Genomic DNA, 16083 nt, shown 5'->3' on the forward strand with positions numbered 1-16083 from the left:
CCATGATGCGTGGGCGCGCAAAAGCATTACAGATTCAAAACAGCTGTATTAAATCCATACAGTTTTGCCGATTCCGCCACTGAATCCTGATTTTTCGCCTGATCTGTACCGGTTAACCGAATCACCCCTATCGAGGCTGCACCATGACCCTTTACGTCAACCTCGCCGAGTTGCTCGGCACACGTATCGAACAGGGCTTCTATCGCCCCGGTGACCGGCTGCCCTCGGTACGGGCGCTGAGCGTCGAGCACGGCGTCAGCCTGAGCACGGTGCAACAGGCCTATCGGGTGCTGGAAGACAGCGGGCTGGCCATGCCACGGCCGAAATCCGGGTACTTCGTCCCGGCCAGTCGCGAACTGCCGGATTTGCCGGCAGTCGGCCGCCCGGCCCAGCGGCCGGTGGACATATCCCAATGGGATCAAGTGCTGGAGTTGATTCGAGCCGTGCCGCGCAAAGACGTGGTGCAACTGGGCCGTGGCATGCCGGACATCACCAGTCCGACCATGAAACCGCTGCTGCGCGACCTGGCGCGAATCAGTCGGCGGCAGGACATGCCCGGCCTGTATTACGACAACATCCACGGCAACCTCGAACTGCGCGAACAGATCGCGCGCCTGATGCTCGATTCCGGCTGCCAGTTGAGCGCCAGCGAACTGGTGGTCACCACCGGTTGCCACGAAGCGCTGTCCACCAGCATTCGCGCGATCTGCGAGCCCGGAGACATTGTCGCGGTGGACTCGCCGAGCTTTCACGGCGCCATGCAGACCCTCAAGGGCCTGGGCATGAAAGCCCTGGAAATCCCCACCGATCCGCTGACCGGCATCAGCCTCGAAGCGCTGGAACTGGCCCTGGAGCAGTGGCCGATCAAGGTCATACAGTTGACCCCCAACTGCAACAACCCGTTGGGCTACATCATGCCAGAGTCGCGCAAACGCGCGTTACTGACGCTTGCACAACGGTTTGACGTGGCGATCATCGAGGACGATGTGTATGGCGAACTGGCCTATACCTATCCACGCCCGCGCACAATCAAATCCTTCGACGAGGACGGTCGGGTCCTGTTGTGCAGTTCGTTTTCCAAGACCCTGGCCCCGGGCCTGCGCATCGGTTGGGTCGCGCCCGGTCGCTATCTGGAACGGGTGCTGCACATGAAATACATCAGCACCGGATCCACCGCGCCACAACCGCAGATCGCCATCGCCGAATTCCTTAAAGGTGGCCACTTCGAACCGCATTTGCGGCGGATGCGCACGCAATACCAGCGCAATCGCGACCTGATGATCGATTGGGTAAGCCGCTACTTCCCGGCCGGCACCCGTGCCAGTCGTCCGCAAGGCAGCTTCATGCTGTGGGTGGAGCTACCGGACAGCTTCGACACCCTGAAACTGAATCGTGCATTGCACGACCAGGGCGTACAGATTGCCGTGGGCAGCATCTTTTCCGCCTCGGGCAAGTACCGCAATTGCCTGCGCATGAACTACGCCGCCAAACCAACACCGCAGATCGAAGACGCGGTGCGCAAGGTCGGTGCGACAGCGATCAAACTGCTGGCGGAAACCGATCAGCTCAGCGACTGACTTTTCTTCGGGAATCAGCGTCCATATGCCTATCTGCACCGCCAAACGGAACGATCCTACGTGAGAGTCAGACAGCCCCTGCTTGCTCTTTTTCTGCTCGCCACGTTCCTGGGCGGTTGCTCCAGCTTCGACGCTCAGCGTGTGCCGAGCCAGGCGTTGCCGGCTTCAGACTCCGCATTCGGTCGCTCGGTCCAGGCACAGGCTGCACCTTACAAGGGGCAATCGGGCTTTCGCCTGCTGTCAGACAGCACCGAGGCCTTCACCGCCCGCGCCGAACTGATCCGTAACGCCCAAAGCAGCCTCGACTTGCAGTACTACATCGTGCACGACGGCATCAGCACGCGCATGTTGATCGAGGAGTTGCTCAAGGCCGCCGACCGGGGCGTGCGGGTGCGGGTACTGCTCGACGACACCGCCAGCGACGGCCTGGACCGCCTCATCGCCACCCTCGCCGCGCATCCGAAAATCCAGATCCGCGTGTTCAATCCGCTGAATCTTGGCCGCAGCACCGGCGTGACCCGTACCGTGGGCCGGCTGTTCAATCTGTCGCAACAACATCGACGGATGCACAACAAGCTGTTGCTGGCGGACAACAGCATGGCCATCGTCGGCGGACGCAATCTGGGGGATGAGTATTACGATGCCAAGCCCAACATGAATTTCACTGACATCGACATGCTCGGTGTCGGCCCCGTCGCCGAGCAACTCGGGCACAGTTTCGACCAGTACTGGAACAGCGCCCTGAGTAAACCGATCGACGAATTCCTGTCGAGCAAACCCACACCCCATGACCTGGAAAACACTCGCGCCCGACTGGAAGAGTCCCTGGCGGAAACGCGCAAACAGAATCACACGCTCTACAAACACCTGATGACCTTCACCACCTACCCACGCCTGGACATCTGGCGCCGCGAACTGATCTGGGCCTGGAACCAGGCATTGTGGGATGCGCCGAGCAAGGTACTGGCCAAGGGCGAACCCGATCCGCAGTTGCTGCTGACCACGCAACTCGCACCTGAACTCAATAACGTCAGCAAAGAGCTGATCATGATCTCGGCCTACTTTGTGCCCGGCCAGCCGGGACTGGTGTACCTGACCGGGCGCGCCGATGCCGGCGTTTCCGTGAGCTTGCTGACCAATTCACTGGAAGCCACGGACGTTCCCGCTGTACACGGTGGTTACGCGCCCTATCGCAGGGCACTGCTGGAGCACGGCGTGAAGCTGTACGAATTGCGTCGCCAACCCGGCGAGGGAGGCGACAGCGGTAGCGGGCCGTATCTTTTTCCCAGCAACGCCTATCACGGCTCTGAATCCAGCCTGCACAGCAAGGCGATGATCTTCGACCAGCAGAAGTCCTTTATTGGCTCGTTCAATTTCGATCCGCGCTCGGTACTGTGGAACACCGAAGTCGGCGTGCTGGTGGACAGTCCGGAGTTGGCCGCACGGGCCCGCGAACTGGCACTGCAGGGTATGGCGCCGGCCCTGAGTTATCAGGTGGAGCTGGAAAACGGTCAGATCGTCTGGACCACCGAAGACGACGGAAAAATGCACACCCTGACCAAGGAGCCAGGGAGTTGGTGGCGGCGATTCAATGCGTGGCTGAGCAATACGGTTGGGCTGGAGAAGATGTTGTAGAACCCTCAAAAGATCTTTTGAGCTATGCCGGTTGCGCGGTACCAAACGCCCCTTGCCGCGACACCACGATCAATACGCCCAAGGCCCCCACCGCCATCAGCAACGGCAACGCATGACCGCTGATCCACTGGCTGCCGGCGCCCGCCAGCAGCGGCCCGATCAGACAACCAATCCCCCACAGCTGGGCGATATGGGCGTTAGCCCGCACCAGTGCATCGTCGCGATAACGTTCGCCGATCAGGATCAACGACAAGGTGAATAACCCGCCAGCGCTGGCGCCGAACAACACCCACAGTGGCCAGATCAGCAGCGTGTCGATCAGCATCGGAATCGCCAGACTCGACAGCAGCAAGACGACTGCGCAGCCGGTAAACAATGCGCGGCGTGACAAGCGATCGGCCAACGCACCAATCGGCAATTGCAGCACTGCATCGCCGACCACCACCGTACTGACCATCGCCAGGGCGATCTCCGTGGTGAAGCCCTGGCGCAGGCAATAGACCGGCAACAGCGTCAGAATCATCGCCTCGAACGCGGCGAACAGCGACACCGCCCAGGCAATCGCCGGCAGGCCACGGCAGAACTCAAGCAAATCACGCAGGGTCACGCTGCTGGCCTCGCTGCTCGGCGCACCACTGCGCCCCAGCAACAGAAATGGAGCCGCCATCAGCAAACCGACGCCGACCCAAAAACCATAATTGTGCTCGGTGCCAAGGAAGCCCAACAACACCGGCCCGGCCAGCTGACTCAGTGCGTAGCTGCTGCCATACAGCGCCACCAACCGCCCGCGCCATTGCTCGACCACCAGTTGGTTGATCCAGCTTTCACCGATGATGAATACGAGGGTCAGGATCACCCCGATCATCAGGCGCAACACCAACCAGATCGGATAGCTCGGCAACAGCGCCAGCAAACCGATCGAAACCGCCCCGGCCCACAGGCACAGGCGCATCAGATTGGCCGTGCCGAAACGCGCCGCCAGATGGCTGGAGATTTTCGCCCCCAACAGGACACCGATGGCCGGCATCGCCGCCATCACACCAATGGCAAACGAGCCGTAGCCCCAGCTTTCCAGGCGAAACGACACCAGCGGCATGCTGACCCCCAGGGCCAGGCCGACACTCAGGACAGATGCCAAAACGGCGAAATACGTCGCCCAACGCATGTTCCACGCTCCTGTGGATTGATATTTTTTGAGGCCACACAAAACAAAGTGGGAGCGAGCTTGCTCGCGATAGCGGTGCAACATCCAACATTGAAGTCGACTGTTACACCGCTATCGCGAGCAAGCTCGCTCCCACAGGGATCTATGTCGTGTCAGGAGGCCCGCTCTACAACAGGCCTCCCTTGACGGCTTACAACTTGATCCAGGTCGCCTTCAGCTCGGTGTATTTGTCGAACGCGTGCAGGGACTTGTCGCGACCATTGCCGGACTGCTTGAAGCCACCGAACGGAGCGGTCATGTCGCCGCCATCGTACTGGTTGACCCACACGCTACCGGCACGCAGTGCGCGGGCGGTGAGGTGAGCCTTGGAAATGTCGGCCGTCCAGACCGCAGCGGCCAAGCCATATGGTGTGTCGTTGGCAATGGCGATGGCTTCTTCTGCGCTGTCGAATGCGATGACCGACAGTACCGGGCCGAAGATTTCTTCCTGGGCGATTTTCATCGCGTTGCTCACACCGTCGAAAATCGTCGGCTCAACGTAAGTGCCGCCCGTTTCCTGGAGCGTACGCTTGCCACCGGCCACCAGCTTGGCGCCGTCGGCATGACCGGACTCGATGTAAGACAGCACGGTGTTCATCTGCTGGGTATCAACCAGCGCACCAACGTTGGTCGCCGGGTCCAGCGGGTTGCCCGGCTTCCAGGTTTTCAGCGCTTCGATCACCAGCGGCAGGAATTTATCTTTGATCGAACGCTCCACCAGCAGGCGCGAACCGGCGGTGCAAACTTCGCCCTGGTTAAAGGCGATGGCACCGGCAGCCGCTTCGGCAGCGTCTTGCAGGTTCGGCGCATCGGCGAACACGATGTTCGGGCTCTTGCCGCCTGCTTCGAGCCAGACGCGCTTCATGTTCGACTCGCCGGAGTAGATCAACAGCTGCTTGGCGATCTTGGTCGAACCGGTGAACACCAGGGTGTCGACGTCGTTGTGCAGGGCCAGGGCCTTGCCGACGGTGTGACCGTAACCCGGCAACACGTTCAGAACGCCTTTCGGGATGCCGGCTTCGACAGCCAGCTCAGCGATGCGAATCGCCGTCAGCGGCGATTTTTCCGACGGCTTGAGGATCACCGAGTTACCGGTGGACAGCGCCGGGCCCAGTTTCCAGCACGCCATCATCAGCGGGAAGTTCCACGGCACGATGGCGCCGACCACGCCAACGGGCTCACGAGTCACCAGGCCCAGTTGATCGTGCGGGGTTGCAGCGACTTCGTCGTAGATCTTGTCGATGGCTTCGCCGCTCCAGCTCAGGGCTTGCGCCGCGCCGGGAACGTCGATGTACAGGGAGTCGCTGATCGGCTTGCCCATGTCCAGGGTTTCAAGCAGGGCCAGCTCTTCGGCGTGCTGCTTGAGCAGGCCGGCGAAACGGATCATGGTGGATTTGCGCTTGGTCGGCGCCAGGCGCGACCAGACACCGGAATTGAAGGTGGCGCGGGCGTTTTCCACGGCGCGCTGGGCGTCGGCGGCGTCACAGCTGGCAATCTTGCCCAGCAGACGGCCATCGACCGGGCTGATGCACTCGAAAGTCTCGCCGGAGACGGCGTCGGTGTATTCGCCATTGATATAGGCGCGGCCTTCGATTTTCAGGTCGCGGGCACGTTGTTCCCAGTCGGCACGGGTCAGGGTGGTCATGCGAGTGTCCTCCTCTTATTGATACGACACCCGCGTTCTTCGCGGGCGCTGTCAGGAATTCTGCCCGGCCAGCCTGCTTATCGGCCCAAGGCATCCACCACCCTAAACCAGCCGCCCATAAAGTTTCAATATATTTGACATAACGCCGGCAAATGGCCTTGCGATGTTCATTTTAATAAACATAGACTTTGGGCTGACCAACCACTCGCGCCGTAATCACGGAGGGATAACAACAATGAACATCCAGAACGTCGTCGACTTCAGCCAGGCTACCACCGCCGCCGAACGCTACCGTCCGGACCCGACCAAAGTGCTCAAGGGCGACCCGGAGCAAGCGGTTTACAACCACTACAATAGCCCTTGTGGTCAGTTGAACGCCGGTGTGTGGGAAGGTGCCGTCGGCCAGTGGACGGTGAACTTCACCGAACACGAATACTGCGAAATCGTTCAGGGTGTTTCGGTGCTGCGCGACAGCGACGGCAACGCCAAGACCTTGCGCGCCGGAGACCGCTTCGTCATTCCGGCCGGGTTCAAAGGCACCTGGGAAGTGCTGGAGCCATGCCGCAAGATCTATGTGGCGTTTGAACAGAAGGCTTGAAGATTTCAGGTGTTTGAGCCGGCGAAAAGCCCCTGAAGGCCGACACAAAACCCTCAGGCAACAAAAAAGGCCCGTATCTCGCGATACGGGCCTTTTTTGTAAGAGGGAAAAATCAATTACTTGATTTTGCCTTCTTTGTAGATCACGTGCTTGCGAACAACCGGATCATATTTCTTGATCTCGATTTTGTCCGGGGTAGTACGCTTGTTCTTGTCGGTAGTGTAGAAGTGACCAGTACCGGCGCTCGAAATCAAACGAATCAATTCACGCATGATTAGCTCCCTTAAACCTTGCCATCGCGGCGAAGTTCGGCCAGCACGACAGTGATGCCACGCTTGTCGATGATACGCATGCCTTTGGCAGATACGCGCAGACGCACAAAACGTTTCTCTTCTTCAACCCAGAAGCGGTGATGCTGCAGGTTCGGCAGGAAACGACGACGGGTTTTGTTGTTTGCGTGGGAAATGTTATTCCCGGTTACCGGACCCTTACCGGTAACTTGACATACTCTAGACATGCCTCAGCCCTCTAAAACCACATGCCCAACCCGGCATGGGTTGGCCGCTTAATCTCTCAGTCATTTGGCGCCAGGCGCCGCGTTTCTTTAGAGGTCTTACCGGCTACACCTACAGTGAAGGAACCGGGCCCCTAGAAAAGAGCGCTGCTTTATACCAGAAAGACTGGAGAGCAACAACATTCGGTGTGCGTTGAATTCACAAAAACCCCGTTTTTCGGACTCCGAGCGCCTTGGACAAAGGCTATCGTCGATGGCGACCGCTCGTCGCAGAGTATCGCTAACCGAGCCAACCAGAGAGTTTGCTCAGCCGTGGCACAGCAAATTCAGTCGCCTATAGTCCCCTTAAAATGAAAAAGGGGATAGTCATTTGCAAAAGAGCCCACTAGGGTAAGCCTTTTCCAGACTGCACTTGCAGATGGGCCTTCGACCTGAAAAGGAAGCCGACCATGCGCCTTGCTGCCCTACCGCTGTTGTTCGCCCCGCTTCTGCTGAGCCCACAGGCCTTTGCCGCCGCACTGAGCGTCTGCACCGAGGCCAGCCCTGAAGGGTTCGACGTGGTGCAGTACAACTCGCTGACCACCACCAACGCTTCGGCCGATGTGCTGATGAACAGCCTGGTGGACTTCGACACGGCCAGTGGCAAAGTGGTCGCCAGCCTCGCCGACAGCTGGGAAGTCAGCCCCGACGGCCTGACCTACGTCTTCAAGTTGCACCCGCAGGTGAAATTCCATCGCACCGAGTACTTCACCCCGACGCGTGACCTGAACGCCGAAGACGTGATTTTCAGCTTCGACCGCATGCTCGACCCGGCCAATGCGTGGCACAAAGTCGCCCAGAGCGGCTTCCCGCATGCGCAATCGATGCAGTTGCCTGCACTGATCAAGAAAATCGACGCCCTTGACCCACAAACCGTGCGCTTCACCCTCGACCACCCGGATTCGACCTTCCTGGCGACCCTGACCATGGGCTTCGCCTCGATCTATTCGGCCGAGTACGCCGACAAACTGATGAAGGCCGGCACGCCTGAGAAGCTCAACAGCCAGCCGATCGGCACGGGGCCGTTCGTATTCACGCGCTTCCAGAAGGACGCCTCGGTTCGCTACAAAGCCAACCCCGAATACTTCGGCGGCAAACCTTCTGTAGACCCGCTGATCTTCGCCATCACGCCGGATGCCAACGTGCGCCTGCAGAAATTGCGCCGTAACGAATGCCAGATCGCCCTGTCGCCCAAGCCTCTGGACGTACAGGAAGCGCTGAAAGAGCCGGCCCTGAAAGTCGAAAAGACTGACGCGTTCATGACCGCATTCGTCGGCATCAACAGCCAGCATCCGCCGCTGGACAAGCCAGAAGTGCGTCAGGCCATCAACCTGGCCTTCGACAAGGCCAGCTATGTCAAAGCCGTGTTCGAGGACACCGCCGAGGCGGCCAACGGTCCGTACCCACCCAACACCTGGAGCTACGCGAAAAACCTGCCGGGTTACCCTCACGACATCGCGAAGGCCAAAGCCTTGATGGCCAAGGCCGGACTCAAGGACGGCTTCCAGACCACCATCTGGACCCGCCCTTCCGGCAGCCTGCTCAACCCCAACCCGAGCCTCGGTGCGCAACTGCTGCAGTCCGATCTGGCCGAAATCGGCATTCAGGCAGAAATACGTGTGATCGAATGGGGCGAGCTGATCCGCCGCGCCAAGGCCGGTGAACACGACTTGCTATTCATGGGCTGGGCTGGCGACAACGGTGACCCGGACAACTTCCTCACGCCGCAGTTTTCCTGCGCCGCGGTCAAGTCCGGGACCAACTTCGCCCGCTACTGCAACCAGGATCTGGACAAGCTGATCAGCGCCGGCAAGACCACTGGCGAGCAAGGTGTGCGCAGCAAGCTCTACGAACAGGCGCAGGCGCAGATCCAGCAACAGGCGTTGTGGCTGCCCCTGGCCCACCCGACTGCTTTCGCGCTGACACGCAAGGATGTCGAGGGGTACTCGGTCAGCCCGTTTGGGCGGCAGGATTATTCCAGGGTCAACTTCAAATAACCCGCCATACGCAAAACCCTGTAGGAGCGAGCTTGCTCCGGGCGGCGATCCGACGATGGTCGTGAACGATAACGCGGGTAGCCAGACACCCTGCAGCGTTCTCGGGTTTATCGCGAGCAAGCTCGCTCCTACAGGGGCCATGCACTACATCCACCCATACTCCGCCATCGACAACGGATCGCCGTCGCCGATGATGAAATGGTCAAGCACCCGCACATCAATCAACTCCAGCGCCTTTTGCAGGCGCTTGGTCAGCACCCGGTCGGACTGACTGGGGTCGGTGTTGCCCGAAGGATGGTTGTGGCAGAGGATCAATGCCGCTGCGTTGTTGGCCAAGGCGCGCTTGACCACCTCTCGCGGATGAACACTGGTGTTGTCGATGGAGCCGCGAAACAGCGTCTCAAACCCTAGTACCTGATGCTTGGAATCGAGAAACAGGCAACCAAATACCTCGTGAGGCTCGTGGCGCAGCATCGACTTCAGGTACTCACGAACCGCCTGCGGATTCTCCAGTGCCGATTTTTGGCGCGCACGCTCGGCCAGATGACGCCTGCTCATTTCTTGCGCAGCCTGCAACTGTGCAAATTTCGCTGGTCCAAGTCCCAACTGCTTGCTGAACGTTTCCTGATCGGCCTCAAGCAGCAAACGCAGGCTGCCAAACTGATTCAACAGGTGTCGCGCCAAATCTACGGCGCTTTTACCTACCACGCCCGTGCGTAAAAAAATCGCCAGCAATTCGGCGTCCGAAAGGCTTCCCGCGCCCTGTTCAAGCAACCTCTCCCGTGGTCGTTCCGCCGCCGGCCAATCGCGAATACTCATAGCACCTCCCTGTCTGTGGGCACCGCTGTTCCATAGCGGTCGCTGTGATATCGTAGCCCATCTTTTTTGCGGGCGAATTCACCCTGGGGAGGGGGTTTCGCCACGTAAGTCACCAACGAATTGAAAGGCAGGCCTATGCAGCGGCTGTATCGGAAACGCATTGTTCTGGGCGTCGGCGGCGGTATCGCCGCCTACAAGAGCGCCGACCTGGTTCGCCGCCTGATCGACCAGGGCGCCGAAGTGCGCGTGGTCATGACCCGTGGCGGCGCAGAGTTCATCACCCCACTGACCATGCAGGCCCTGTCCGGGCACCCGGTCCACCTGGACCTGCTGGACCCGGCGGCCGAAGCGGCCATGGGCCACATCGAGCTGGCAAAATGGGCCGACCTGGTGCTGATCGCCCCCGCCACAGCGGACCTGATCGCCCGTCTGGCCCAAGGCATTGCCGACGACCTGCTGACCACGCTGGTGCTGGCCACCGACGCAGTGGTCGCCGTTGCACCGGCAATGAACCAGGCCATGTGGCGCGATCCGGCGACCCAGGCCAACCTGCAAACCCTCGAAAGCCGCGACATCAAGGTCTTCGGCCCGGCCTCCGGCAGCCAGGCCTGCGGCGACGTCGGGCTGGGGCGCATGCTCGAAGCCCTTGAACTGGCCCAGTGCGCCGCCGACTGCTTCCAGCGTCAGGCGCTGACCGGTAAACACGTGCTGATCACGGCCGGCCCGACCCAGGAAAACATCGACCCGGTGCGTTACATCACCAACCATAGTTCCGGGAAAATGGGCTTTGCCCTGGCCGAAGCCGCCGTGGAAGCCGGTGCCCGTGTGACCCTGATCACCGGTCCCGTGCATCTGCCGACCCCGGATCGCGTCACTCGCATCGATGTAGTCAGCGCCCGCGACATGCTCGCTGCCTGCGAAGCGGCGATCCCTTGCGACCTGTTCATCGCCTCGGCAGCCGTTGCGGACTACCGCCCGGAAGTCGTTGCCCCACAGAAACTCAAGAAAGACCCTACGAACGGCGACGGCTTGTTGCTACAGATGGTGCGTAACCCGGACATCCTGGCCACCATCGCCACCCGCCCCGACCGCCCGTTCAGTGTCGGTTTTGCCGCCGAGACCGAACACCTGCTCGATTACGCTGCGCGCAAGCTGAAAGACAAGAACCTCGATTTGATCGTCGCCAACGACGTCGCCAACCCGAGCATTGGCTTCAACAGCGAAGAAAACGCCTGCAGCGTGATCGACCGTGAGCTACACGCCACACTCTTCGCCCAGACCAGCAAGAGCAAGATTGCTCGCCAGCTGATCACTTTTATCGCCGAACGTCTGAACCAGGTTTAATTTACATGCACGCTTTGCAAGCCAAGATCCTCGACCCCCGCATCGGTACCGAATTCCCGCTGCCGCAATACGCCACACCGGGCTCTGCCGGCCTCGACCTGCGCGCCATGCTGGAGCAGGACACCGTGATCAAGCCGGGTGAAACCGTGCTGATCCCCACTGGCCTGTCGGTCTATATCGGCGACCCGAACCTGGCGGCGCTGATTCTGCCGCGCTCGGGGATGGGCCATAAGCACGGCATCGTACTGGGCAACCTGGTGGGGCTGATCGACTCCGACTACCAAGGCCCATTGATGGTCTCCTGCTGGAACCGTGGCCAGACCGAATTCACCATGCCAGTCGGCGAGCGCCTGGCGCAACTGGTGCTGGTGCCGGTGGTGCAAGCTCACTTCGAAATGGTTGAAGAGTTTGTTGAAACCGAGCGCGGCACTGGCGGTTTCGGCCATACCGGTACCCGCTGATCCGGTCACGCTCTTCTTGTGGTGGGGAACGGACTCCCTCGCCACAAAATTCAAATTGTCATCTGCAAGGTTTAGCTCCGAAAATCAAGGCATTGCCCGGTCAAACCCTTGCCGTCAGGGGTGTCATGGCCCTTTCATACCACGAACTCTCTGTGGAAAACGCCGTCATACCCTTCAGTTTGAACCTGCCGCCGAATGAATCGGCGGCCTGTCCAGCCACTTTCGAGATGGAGCATTTCCACAGATGAACACCCCGGCCAAAGTCGCACCCAAGTTCCCTGACAGCATCTTCCGCGCCTATGACATTCGCGGCACCGTTCCGGAATTCCTGAACGCTGAAACCGCTTACTGGATCGGCCGCGCCGTCGGCTCCCAAAGCCTGGCCCAGGGCGAGCCAAACGTTTCCGTCGGTCGCGATGGCCGCTTGTCCGGCCCGGAACTGGTCGCACAACTGATCAAAGGCATCGCCGACAGCGGCTGCCACGTCAGTGATGTCGGCCTGGTCCCGACTCCGGCGCTCTACTACGCCGCCAACGTGCTCGCCGGCAAATCCGGCGTGATGCTTACCGGCAGCCACAACCCGTCGAACTACAACGGCTTCAAGATCGTCATTGCCGGCGACACCTTGGCCAACGAACAGATCCAGGCCCTGCATGACCGCCTCAAGACCAACAACCTGAGCAGCGGCCAGGGCAGCATCACCCAGGTCGAGATCCTTGACCGCTACACCACCGAAATCGTCCAGGACATCAAGCTGGCCCGTCGCCTGAAAGTGGTCGTCGACTGCGGCAACGGCGCGGCCGGCGTGATCGCCCCGCAGCTGATCGAAGCGCTGAACTGCGAAGTCATCCCGCTGTTTTGCGAAGTCGACGGGAATTTCCCCAACCACCACCCGGACCCGGGCAAGCCTGAAAACCTCGTGGACCTGATCAACAAGGTCAAGGAAACCAAGGCCGATATCGGCCTGGCCTTCGACGGCGATGGCGACCGCGTCGGCGTGGTGACCAACACCGGCAGCATCGTTTACCCGGACCGCCTGCTGATGCTGTTCGCCCGCGACGTCGTGGCGCGCAACCCGGGCGCCGAGATCATCTTCGACGTCAAATGCACCCGCCGCCTGATACCGCTGATCAAGGAATACGGTGGCCGGTCGTTAATGTGGAAGACCGGTCACTCGTTGATCAAAAAGAAAATGAAACAATCCGGCGCCCTGTTGGCCGGCGAAATGAGCGGGCACATCTTCTTCAAGGAGCGCTGGTTCGGTTTCGACGACGGCATTTACAGCGCCGCGCGCTTGCTGGAGATCCTCAGCAAGGAAAAATCCTCGGCCGAAGAGCTGTTCGCGACCTTCCCGAACGATATTTCTACGCCGGAAATCAATATCCATGTGACCGAAGAGAGCAAATTCAGCATCATTGATGCATTGCACGATGCGCAGTGGGGCGAAGGCGCTGACCTGACCACCATTGACGGCGTGCGAGTCGACTATGCCAAAGGCTGGGGCCTGGTACGCGCATCCAACACCACACCGGTGCTGGTGCTGCGTTTCGAGGCCGATGACGAGGCTGAACTGCAACGCATCAAGGATGTGTTCCACATCCAGCTCAAGCGCGTTGCACCTGATCTCCAACTACCGTTCTGATTCACCCGGAGCCCTGAATGACCCTCGAACGCGAAGCCGCCGCCAACACCGCCAAGGTCCTGTCCGAAGCGCTACCTTACATCCGCCGTTATGTCGGCAAGACCCTGGTGATCAAATACGGCGGCAACGCGATGGAAAGCGAGGAGCTGAAAACCGGCTTCGCCCGCGACATCGTGCTGATGAAGGCCGTGGGCATCAACCCGGTGGTGGTTCACGGTGGCGGCCCGCAAATCGGTGACCTGCTCAAGCGCCTGTCGATCGAGAGCCATTTCGTCGACGGCATGCGCGTCACCGACGCCGCGACCATGGACGTGGTGGAAATGGTCCTCGGCGGCCAGGTCAACAAGGACATCGTCAACCTGATCAACCGTCATGGCGGCAGCGCCATCGGCCTGACCGGTAAAGACGCCGAGCTGATTCGCGCGAAGAAGCTGACCGTTACCCGCCAGACCCCGGAAATGACCACCCCGGAAATCATCGACATTGGCCATGTGGGCGAAGTGGTCGGGATCAACACCGACCTGCTGAACCTGCTGGTCAAGGGCGATTTCATTCCGGTGATCGCACCCATCGGTGTCGGTGCCAACGGCGAGTCGTACAACATCAACGCTGACCTGGTGGCCGGTAAAGTCGCCGAAGCGTTGAAAGCCGAGAAGCTGATGCTGCTGACCAACATTGCCGGCCTGATGGACAAGTCGGGCACGGTCCTGACCGGCCTGACAACCCAGCAAGTCGACGACCTGATCGCCGACGGCACCATCTACGGCGGCATGCTGCCGAAGATCCGTTGCGCACTGGAAGCGGTCCAGGGCGGTGTGGGCAGCTCGCTGATCATCGACGGGCGCGTGCCGAACGCGATCCTGCTGGAAATCTTCACCGATACCGGCGTGGGCACCCTGATCAGCAATCGCAAGCGTCCTTAAGCGATAGCGCAAACAAGAAGACCCCGCTCGGCCTGGCTGAGCGGGGTCTTTTTTTGCCCACGATCCCTGTAGGAGCGAGCTTGCTCGCGATGGACGTCAGAACACCGCGATTCCTCAGTCATTCCGCGTTATCGTTGAAGTTTTTCGCGAGCAAGCTCGCTCCTACAGGGGCTAGCGTCAGACGCCGAACTGAGCGCGGTAGGCTTCCACGGCCGGCAGATGCTGCTTGAGCTGCGGGTCATCAGCCAGGAACTCCAGCACCTGATTCAGCGAAACGATGCTGATCACCGGGATGCCGAAGTCACGCTCGACCTCCTGGATCGCCGACAATTCGCCGTTGCCACGCTCCTGACGGTTCAGGGCGATCAGCACGCCAGCGGCCTTGGCGCCGTCCTGGGAAGCGATGATTTGCATCACTTCACGGATCGCGGTGCCAGCGGTGATTACGTCGTCGATGATCAGCACATCGCCGGTCAACGGTGCGCCGACCAGGCTGCCGCCTTCGCCGTGGGCCTTGGCTTCCTTGCGGTTGAAGCACCATGGCAGGTCACGGTTGTGATGTTCAGCCAGCGCCACGGCGGTGGTCGCCGCCAACGGGATGCCCTTGTAGGCCGGGCCGAACAGCACGTCGAACGCAATGCCGCTTTCAGCAATGGCGGCGGCGTAGAAACGCCCCAGTTGCGCCAGAGCCGAGCCCGAGTTGAACAAGCCGGCGTTGAAGAAGTAAGGACTGGTACGCCCGGACTTCAGGGTGAACTCACCGAAGCGCAAAACGCCGCGATCGATGGCAAAACGAATGAAATCGCGCTGATACGCTTGCATGAAAAAAACCCCAAATACCACGGATTTAGCTAATTAGCTTGACGCCGTGTATCATACACGCACGCGATTTTTGGGGCCATTTATGCGGATCATCAGTGTGAACGTCAATGGTATTCAGGCTGCAGTGGAGCGAGGTTTGCTCAGTTGGCTGCAAGCACAGAATGCCGACGTCATCTGCCTGCAGGACACCCGTGCCTCCGCCTTTGAACTGGATGACCCAGCCTTCCAACTGGATGGCTACTTCCTTTATGCCTGCGATGCCGAAGTCCCTGCCCAAGGCGGCGTGGCTTTGTATTCGCGGTTGCAACCGAAGGCTGTCATCAGCGGTCTCGGTTTCGAGACGGCCGACCGCTACGGGCGCTACCTGCAAGCCGATTTCGACAAGGTCAGCATCGCGACCTTGCTGCTCCCTTCGGGGCAGAACGGCGATGAAGACTTGAACCAGAAGTTCAAGCTAATGGACGACTTCGCCCGTTATCTGGATAAACAGCGACGCAAACGTCGCGAGTACATTTATTGTGGCTCGCTGTACGTGGCGCAACAGAAGCTGGATATCAAGAACTGGCGCGACAGCCAGCAATCTCCGGGCTTCCTGGCACCTGAACGTGCCTGGATGGACGAGATTGTCGGCAACATGGGTTATGTCGACGCCCTGCGGGAAGTCAGCCGTGAAGGCGACCAGTACAGCTGGTGGCCGGACAACGAACAGGCGGAGATGCTCAACCTCGGTTGGCGCTTCGACTATCAACTGCTGACCCCGGGCCTGCGCCGCTTCGTACGCAGTGCACGCCTGCCACGCCAGCCGCGGTTCTCGCAACACGCGCCGCTGATCGTGGACTACGACTGGACGCTGACGATCTAAG

Annotated in this window: 14 protein-coding genes and 1 pseudogene; 9 read left to right on the forward strand and 6 right to left on the reverse strand. The window is 60.2% G+C overall.

The annotated features are described in order from the left end of the window. Nucleotides 1–143 precede the first annotated feature (143 nt). Both AC1DKH_RS05780 and AC1DKH_RS05785 read left to right on the forward strand, forming a co-directional pair. The gene (locus AC1DKH_RS05780; RefSeq protein ID WP_477797696.1) at nucleotides 144–1577 is read left to right on the forward strand and encodes an aminotransferase-like domain-containing protein; all 1434 of its coding nucleotides are present in this window, start codon (nucleotides 144–146) and stop codon (nucleotides 1575–1577) included. A gap of 60 nt (nucleotides 1578–1637) precedes the next feature. Then, a complete protein-coding gene (locus AC1DKH_RS05785) occupies nucleotides 1638–3212 on the forward strand; it encodes a phospholipase D-like domain-containing protein (RefSeq protein ID WP_477797697.1) in 1575 nt (524 codons plus the stop codon). Between the two features lie 22 nt (nucleotides 3213–3234). Here AC1DKH_RS05785 and AC1DKH_RS05790 read toward each other — a convergent pair whose 3' ends face one another. Together AC1DKH_RS05790 and AC1DKH_RS05795 are read right to left on the reverse strand one after the other, a co-directional pair. Then, nucleotides 3235–4377 carry an MFS transporter gene (locus AC1DKH_RS05790; RefSeq protein ID WP_477752269.1) on the reverse strand — a complete coding sequence of 381 codons (1143 nt, stop codon included), beginning with the start codon at nucleotides 4375–4377 and terminating at the stop codon, nucleotides 3235–3237. A 190-nt stretch (nucleotides 4378–4567) separates the two neighbouring features. Beyond that, complete coding sequence (locus AC1DKH_RS05795) at nucleotides 4568–6061, reverse strand: aldehyde dehydrogenase (RefSeq protein WP_007996504.1); 1494 nt, start codon at nucleotides 6059–6061, stop codon at nucleotides 4568–4570. A 235-nt stretch (nucleotides 6062–6296) separates the two neighbouring features. Between AC1DKH_RS05795 and AC1DKH_RS05800 the strand changes: the two genes are divergently transcribed. Beyond that, entirely contained in the window at nucleotides 6297–6659 is a 363-nt protein-coding gene (locus AC1DKH_RS05800; RefSeq protein WP_108217231.1) for a cupin domain-containing protein, read from the forward strand. 116 nt (nucleotides 6660–6775) lie between these two features. Here the strand turns inward: AC1DKH_RS05800 and rpmG are convergent, their stop codons facing one another. Continuing rightward, nucleotides 6776–6931 (reverse strand): 50S ribosomal protein L33, encoded by a 156-nt coding sequence (rpmG, locus tag AC1DKH_RS05805; RefSeq protein ID WP_003177274.1) that lies wholly within the window; start codon nucleotides 6929–6931, stop codon nucleotides 6776–6778. An 11-nt stretch (nucleotides 6932–6942) separates the two neighbouring features. Next, entirely contained in the window at nucleotides 6943–7176 is a 234-nt protein-coding gene (gene rpmB / locus AC1DKH_RS05810; RefSeq protein ID WP_007975166.1) for a 50S ribosomal protein L28, read from the reverse strand. 446 nt (nucleotides 7177–7622) lie between these two features. Here rpmB and AC1DKH_RS05815 point away from each other — a divergent pair, with 446 nt between their 5' ends. Beyond that, nucleotides 7623–9209 carry an ABC transporter substrate-binding protein gene (locus tag AC1DKH_RS05815; RefSeq protein ID WP_477797698.1) on the forward strand — a complete coding sequence of 529 codons (1587 nt, stop codon included), beginning with the start codon at nucleotides 7623–7625 and terminating at the stop codon, nucleotides 9207–9209. 144 nt (nucleotides 9210–9353) lie between these two features. Here the strand turns inward: AC1DKH_RS05815 and radC are convergent, their stop codons facing one another. Beyond that, nucleotides 9354–10028, reverse strand: a complete 675-nt coding sequence (gene radC, locus AC1DKH_RS05820) for a RadC family protein (RefSeq protein ID WP_477763039.1) — start codon at nucleotides 10026–10028, stop codon at nucleotides 9354–9356. A gap of 135 nt (nucleotides 10029–10163) precedes the next feature. Here radC and coaBC point away from each other — a divergent pair, with 135 nt between their 5' ends. From coaBC to argB, 4 genes and pseudogenes are all read left to right on the forward strand, one after another. Continuing rightward, nucleotides 10164–11372: a bifunctional phosphopantothenoylcysteine decarboxylase/phosphopantothenate--cysteine ligase CoaBC gene (coaBC, locus tag AC1DKH_RS05825; protein ID WP_102700099.1), complete on the forward strand. Its 1209-nt coding sequence runs from the start codon at nucleotides 10164–10166 to the stop codon at nucleotides 11370–11372. A 5-nt stretch (nucleotides 11373–11377) separates the two neighbouring features. After that, complete coding sequence (gene dut / locus AC1DKH_RS05830) at nucleotides 11378–11833, forward strand: dUTP diphosphatase (RefSeq protein ID WP_007975171.1); 456 nt, start codon at nucleotides 11378–11380, stop codon at nucleotides 11831–11833. Between the two features lie 265 nt (nucleotides 11834–12098). Then, nucleotides 12099–13475, forward strand: a pseudogene (locus tag AC1DKH_RS05835) (phosphomannomutase/phosphoglucomutase); the annotation flags it as partial. Nucleotides 13476–13492: 17 nt separating this feature from the next. Beyond that, nucleotides 13493–14398: an acetylglutamate kinase gene (argB, locus tag AC1DKH_RS05840; protein ID WP_008047078.1), complete on the forward strand. Its 906-nt coding sequence runs from the start codon at nucleotides 13493–13495 to the stop codon at nucleotides 14396–14398. Nucleotides 14399–14575: 177 nt separating this feature from the next. On the opposite strand, the gene pyrE is transcribed toward argB, so the two are convergent. Next, on the reverse strand, nucleotides 14576–15220 hold the full coding sequence (pyrE, locus tag AC1DKH_RS05845; RefSeq protein ID WP_008047079.1) for an orotate phosphoribosyltransferase: 645 nt from the start codon (nucleotides 15218–15220) through the stop codon (nucleotides 14576–14578). An 82-nt stretch (nucleotides 15221–15302) separates the two neighbouring features. Here pyrE and AC1DKH_RS05850 point away from each other — a divergent pair, with 82 nt between their 5' ends. Next, a complete protein-coding gene (locus AC1DKH_RS05850; protein WP_003176915.1) occupies nucleotides 15303–16082 on the forward strand; it encodes an exodeoxyribonuclease III in 780 nt (259 codons plus the stop codon). Nucleotide 16083 lies beyond the last annotated feature (1 nt).

The organism is Pseudomonas sp. 05L36 (assembly GCF_056398125.1).

Excerpts from the sequence above, each read along its gene's own strand:
- AC1DKH_RS05780 (WP_477797696.1), top strand. The coding sequence starts at position 144 with ATGACCCTTTACGTCAACCTCGCCGAGTTGCTCGGCACACGTATCGAA.
- AC1DKH_RS05790 (WP_477752269.1), bottom strand. The coding sequence starts at position 4,377 with ATGCGTTGGGCGACGTATTTCGCCGTTTTGGCATCTGTCCTGAGTGTC.
- AC1DKH_RS05795 (WP_007996504.1), bottom strand. The coding sequence starts at position 6,061 with ATGACCACCCTGACCCGTGCCGACTGGGAACAACGTGCCCGCGACCTG.
- AC1DKH_RS05800 (WP_108217231.1), top strand. The coding sequence starts at position 6,297 with ATGAACATCCAGAACGTCGTCGACTTCAGCCAGGCTACCACCGCCGCC.
- rpmG (WP_003177274.1), bottom strand. The coding sequence starts at position 6,931 with ATGCGTGAATTGATTCGTTTGATTTCGAGCGCCGGTACTGGTCACTTC.
- rpmB (WP_007975166.1), bottom strand. The coding sequence starts at position 7,176 with ATGTCTAGAGTATGTCAAGTTACCGGTAAGGGTCCGGTAACCGGGAAT.
- AC1DKH_RS05815 (WP_477797698.1), top strand. The coding sequence starts at position 7,623 with ATGCGCCTTGCTGCCCTACCGCTGTTGTTCGCCCCGCTTCTGCTGAGC.
- radC (WP_477763039.1), bottom strand. The coding sequence starts at position 10,028 with ATGAGTATTCGCGATTGGCCGGCGGCGGAACGACCACGGGAGAGGTTG.
- coaBC (WP_102700099.1), top strand. The coding sequence starts at position 10,164 with ATGCAGCGGCTGTATCGGAAACGCATTGTTCTGGGCGTCGGCGGCGGT.
- dut (WP_007975171.1), top strand. The coding sequence starts at position 11,378 with ATGCACGCTTTGCAAGCCAAGATCCTCGACCCCCGCATCGGTACCGAA.
- argB (WP_008047078.1), top strand. The coding sequence starts at position 13,493 with ATGACCCTCGAACGCGAAGCCGCCGCCAACACCGCCAAGGTCCTGTCC.
- pyrE (WP_008047079.1), bottom strand. The coding sequence starts at position 15,220 with ATGCAAGCGTATCAGCGCGATTTCATTCGTTTTGCCATCGATCGCGGC.
- AC1DKH_RS05850 (WP_003176915.1), top strand. The coding sequence starts at position 15,303 with ATGCGGATCATCAGTGTGAACGTCAATGGTATTCAGGCTGCAGTGGAG.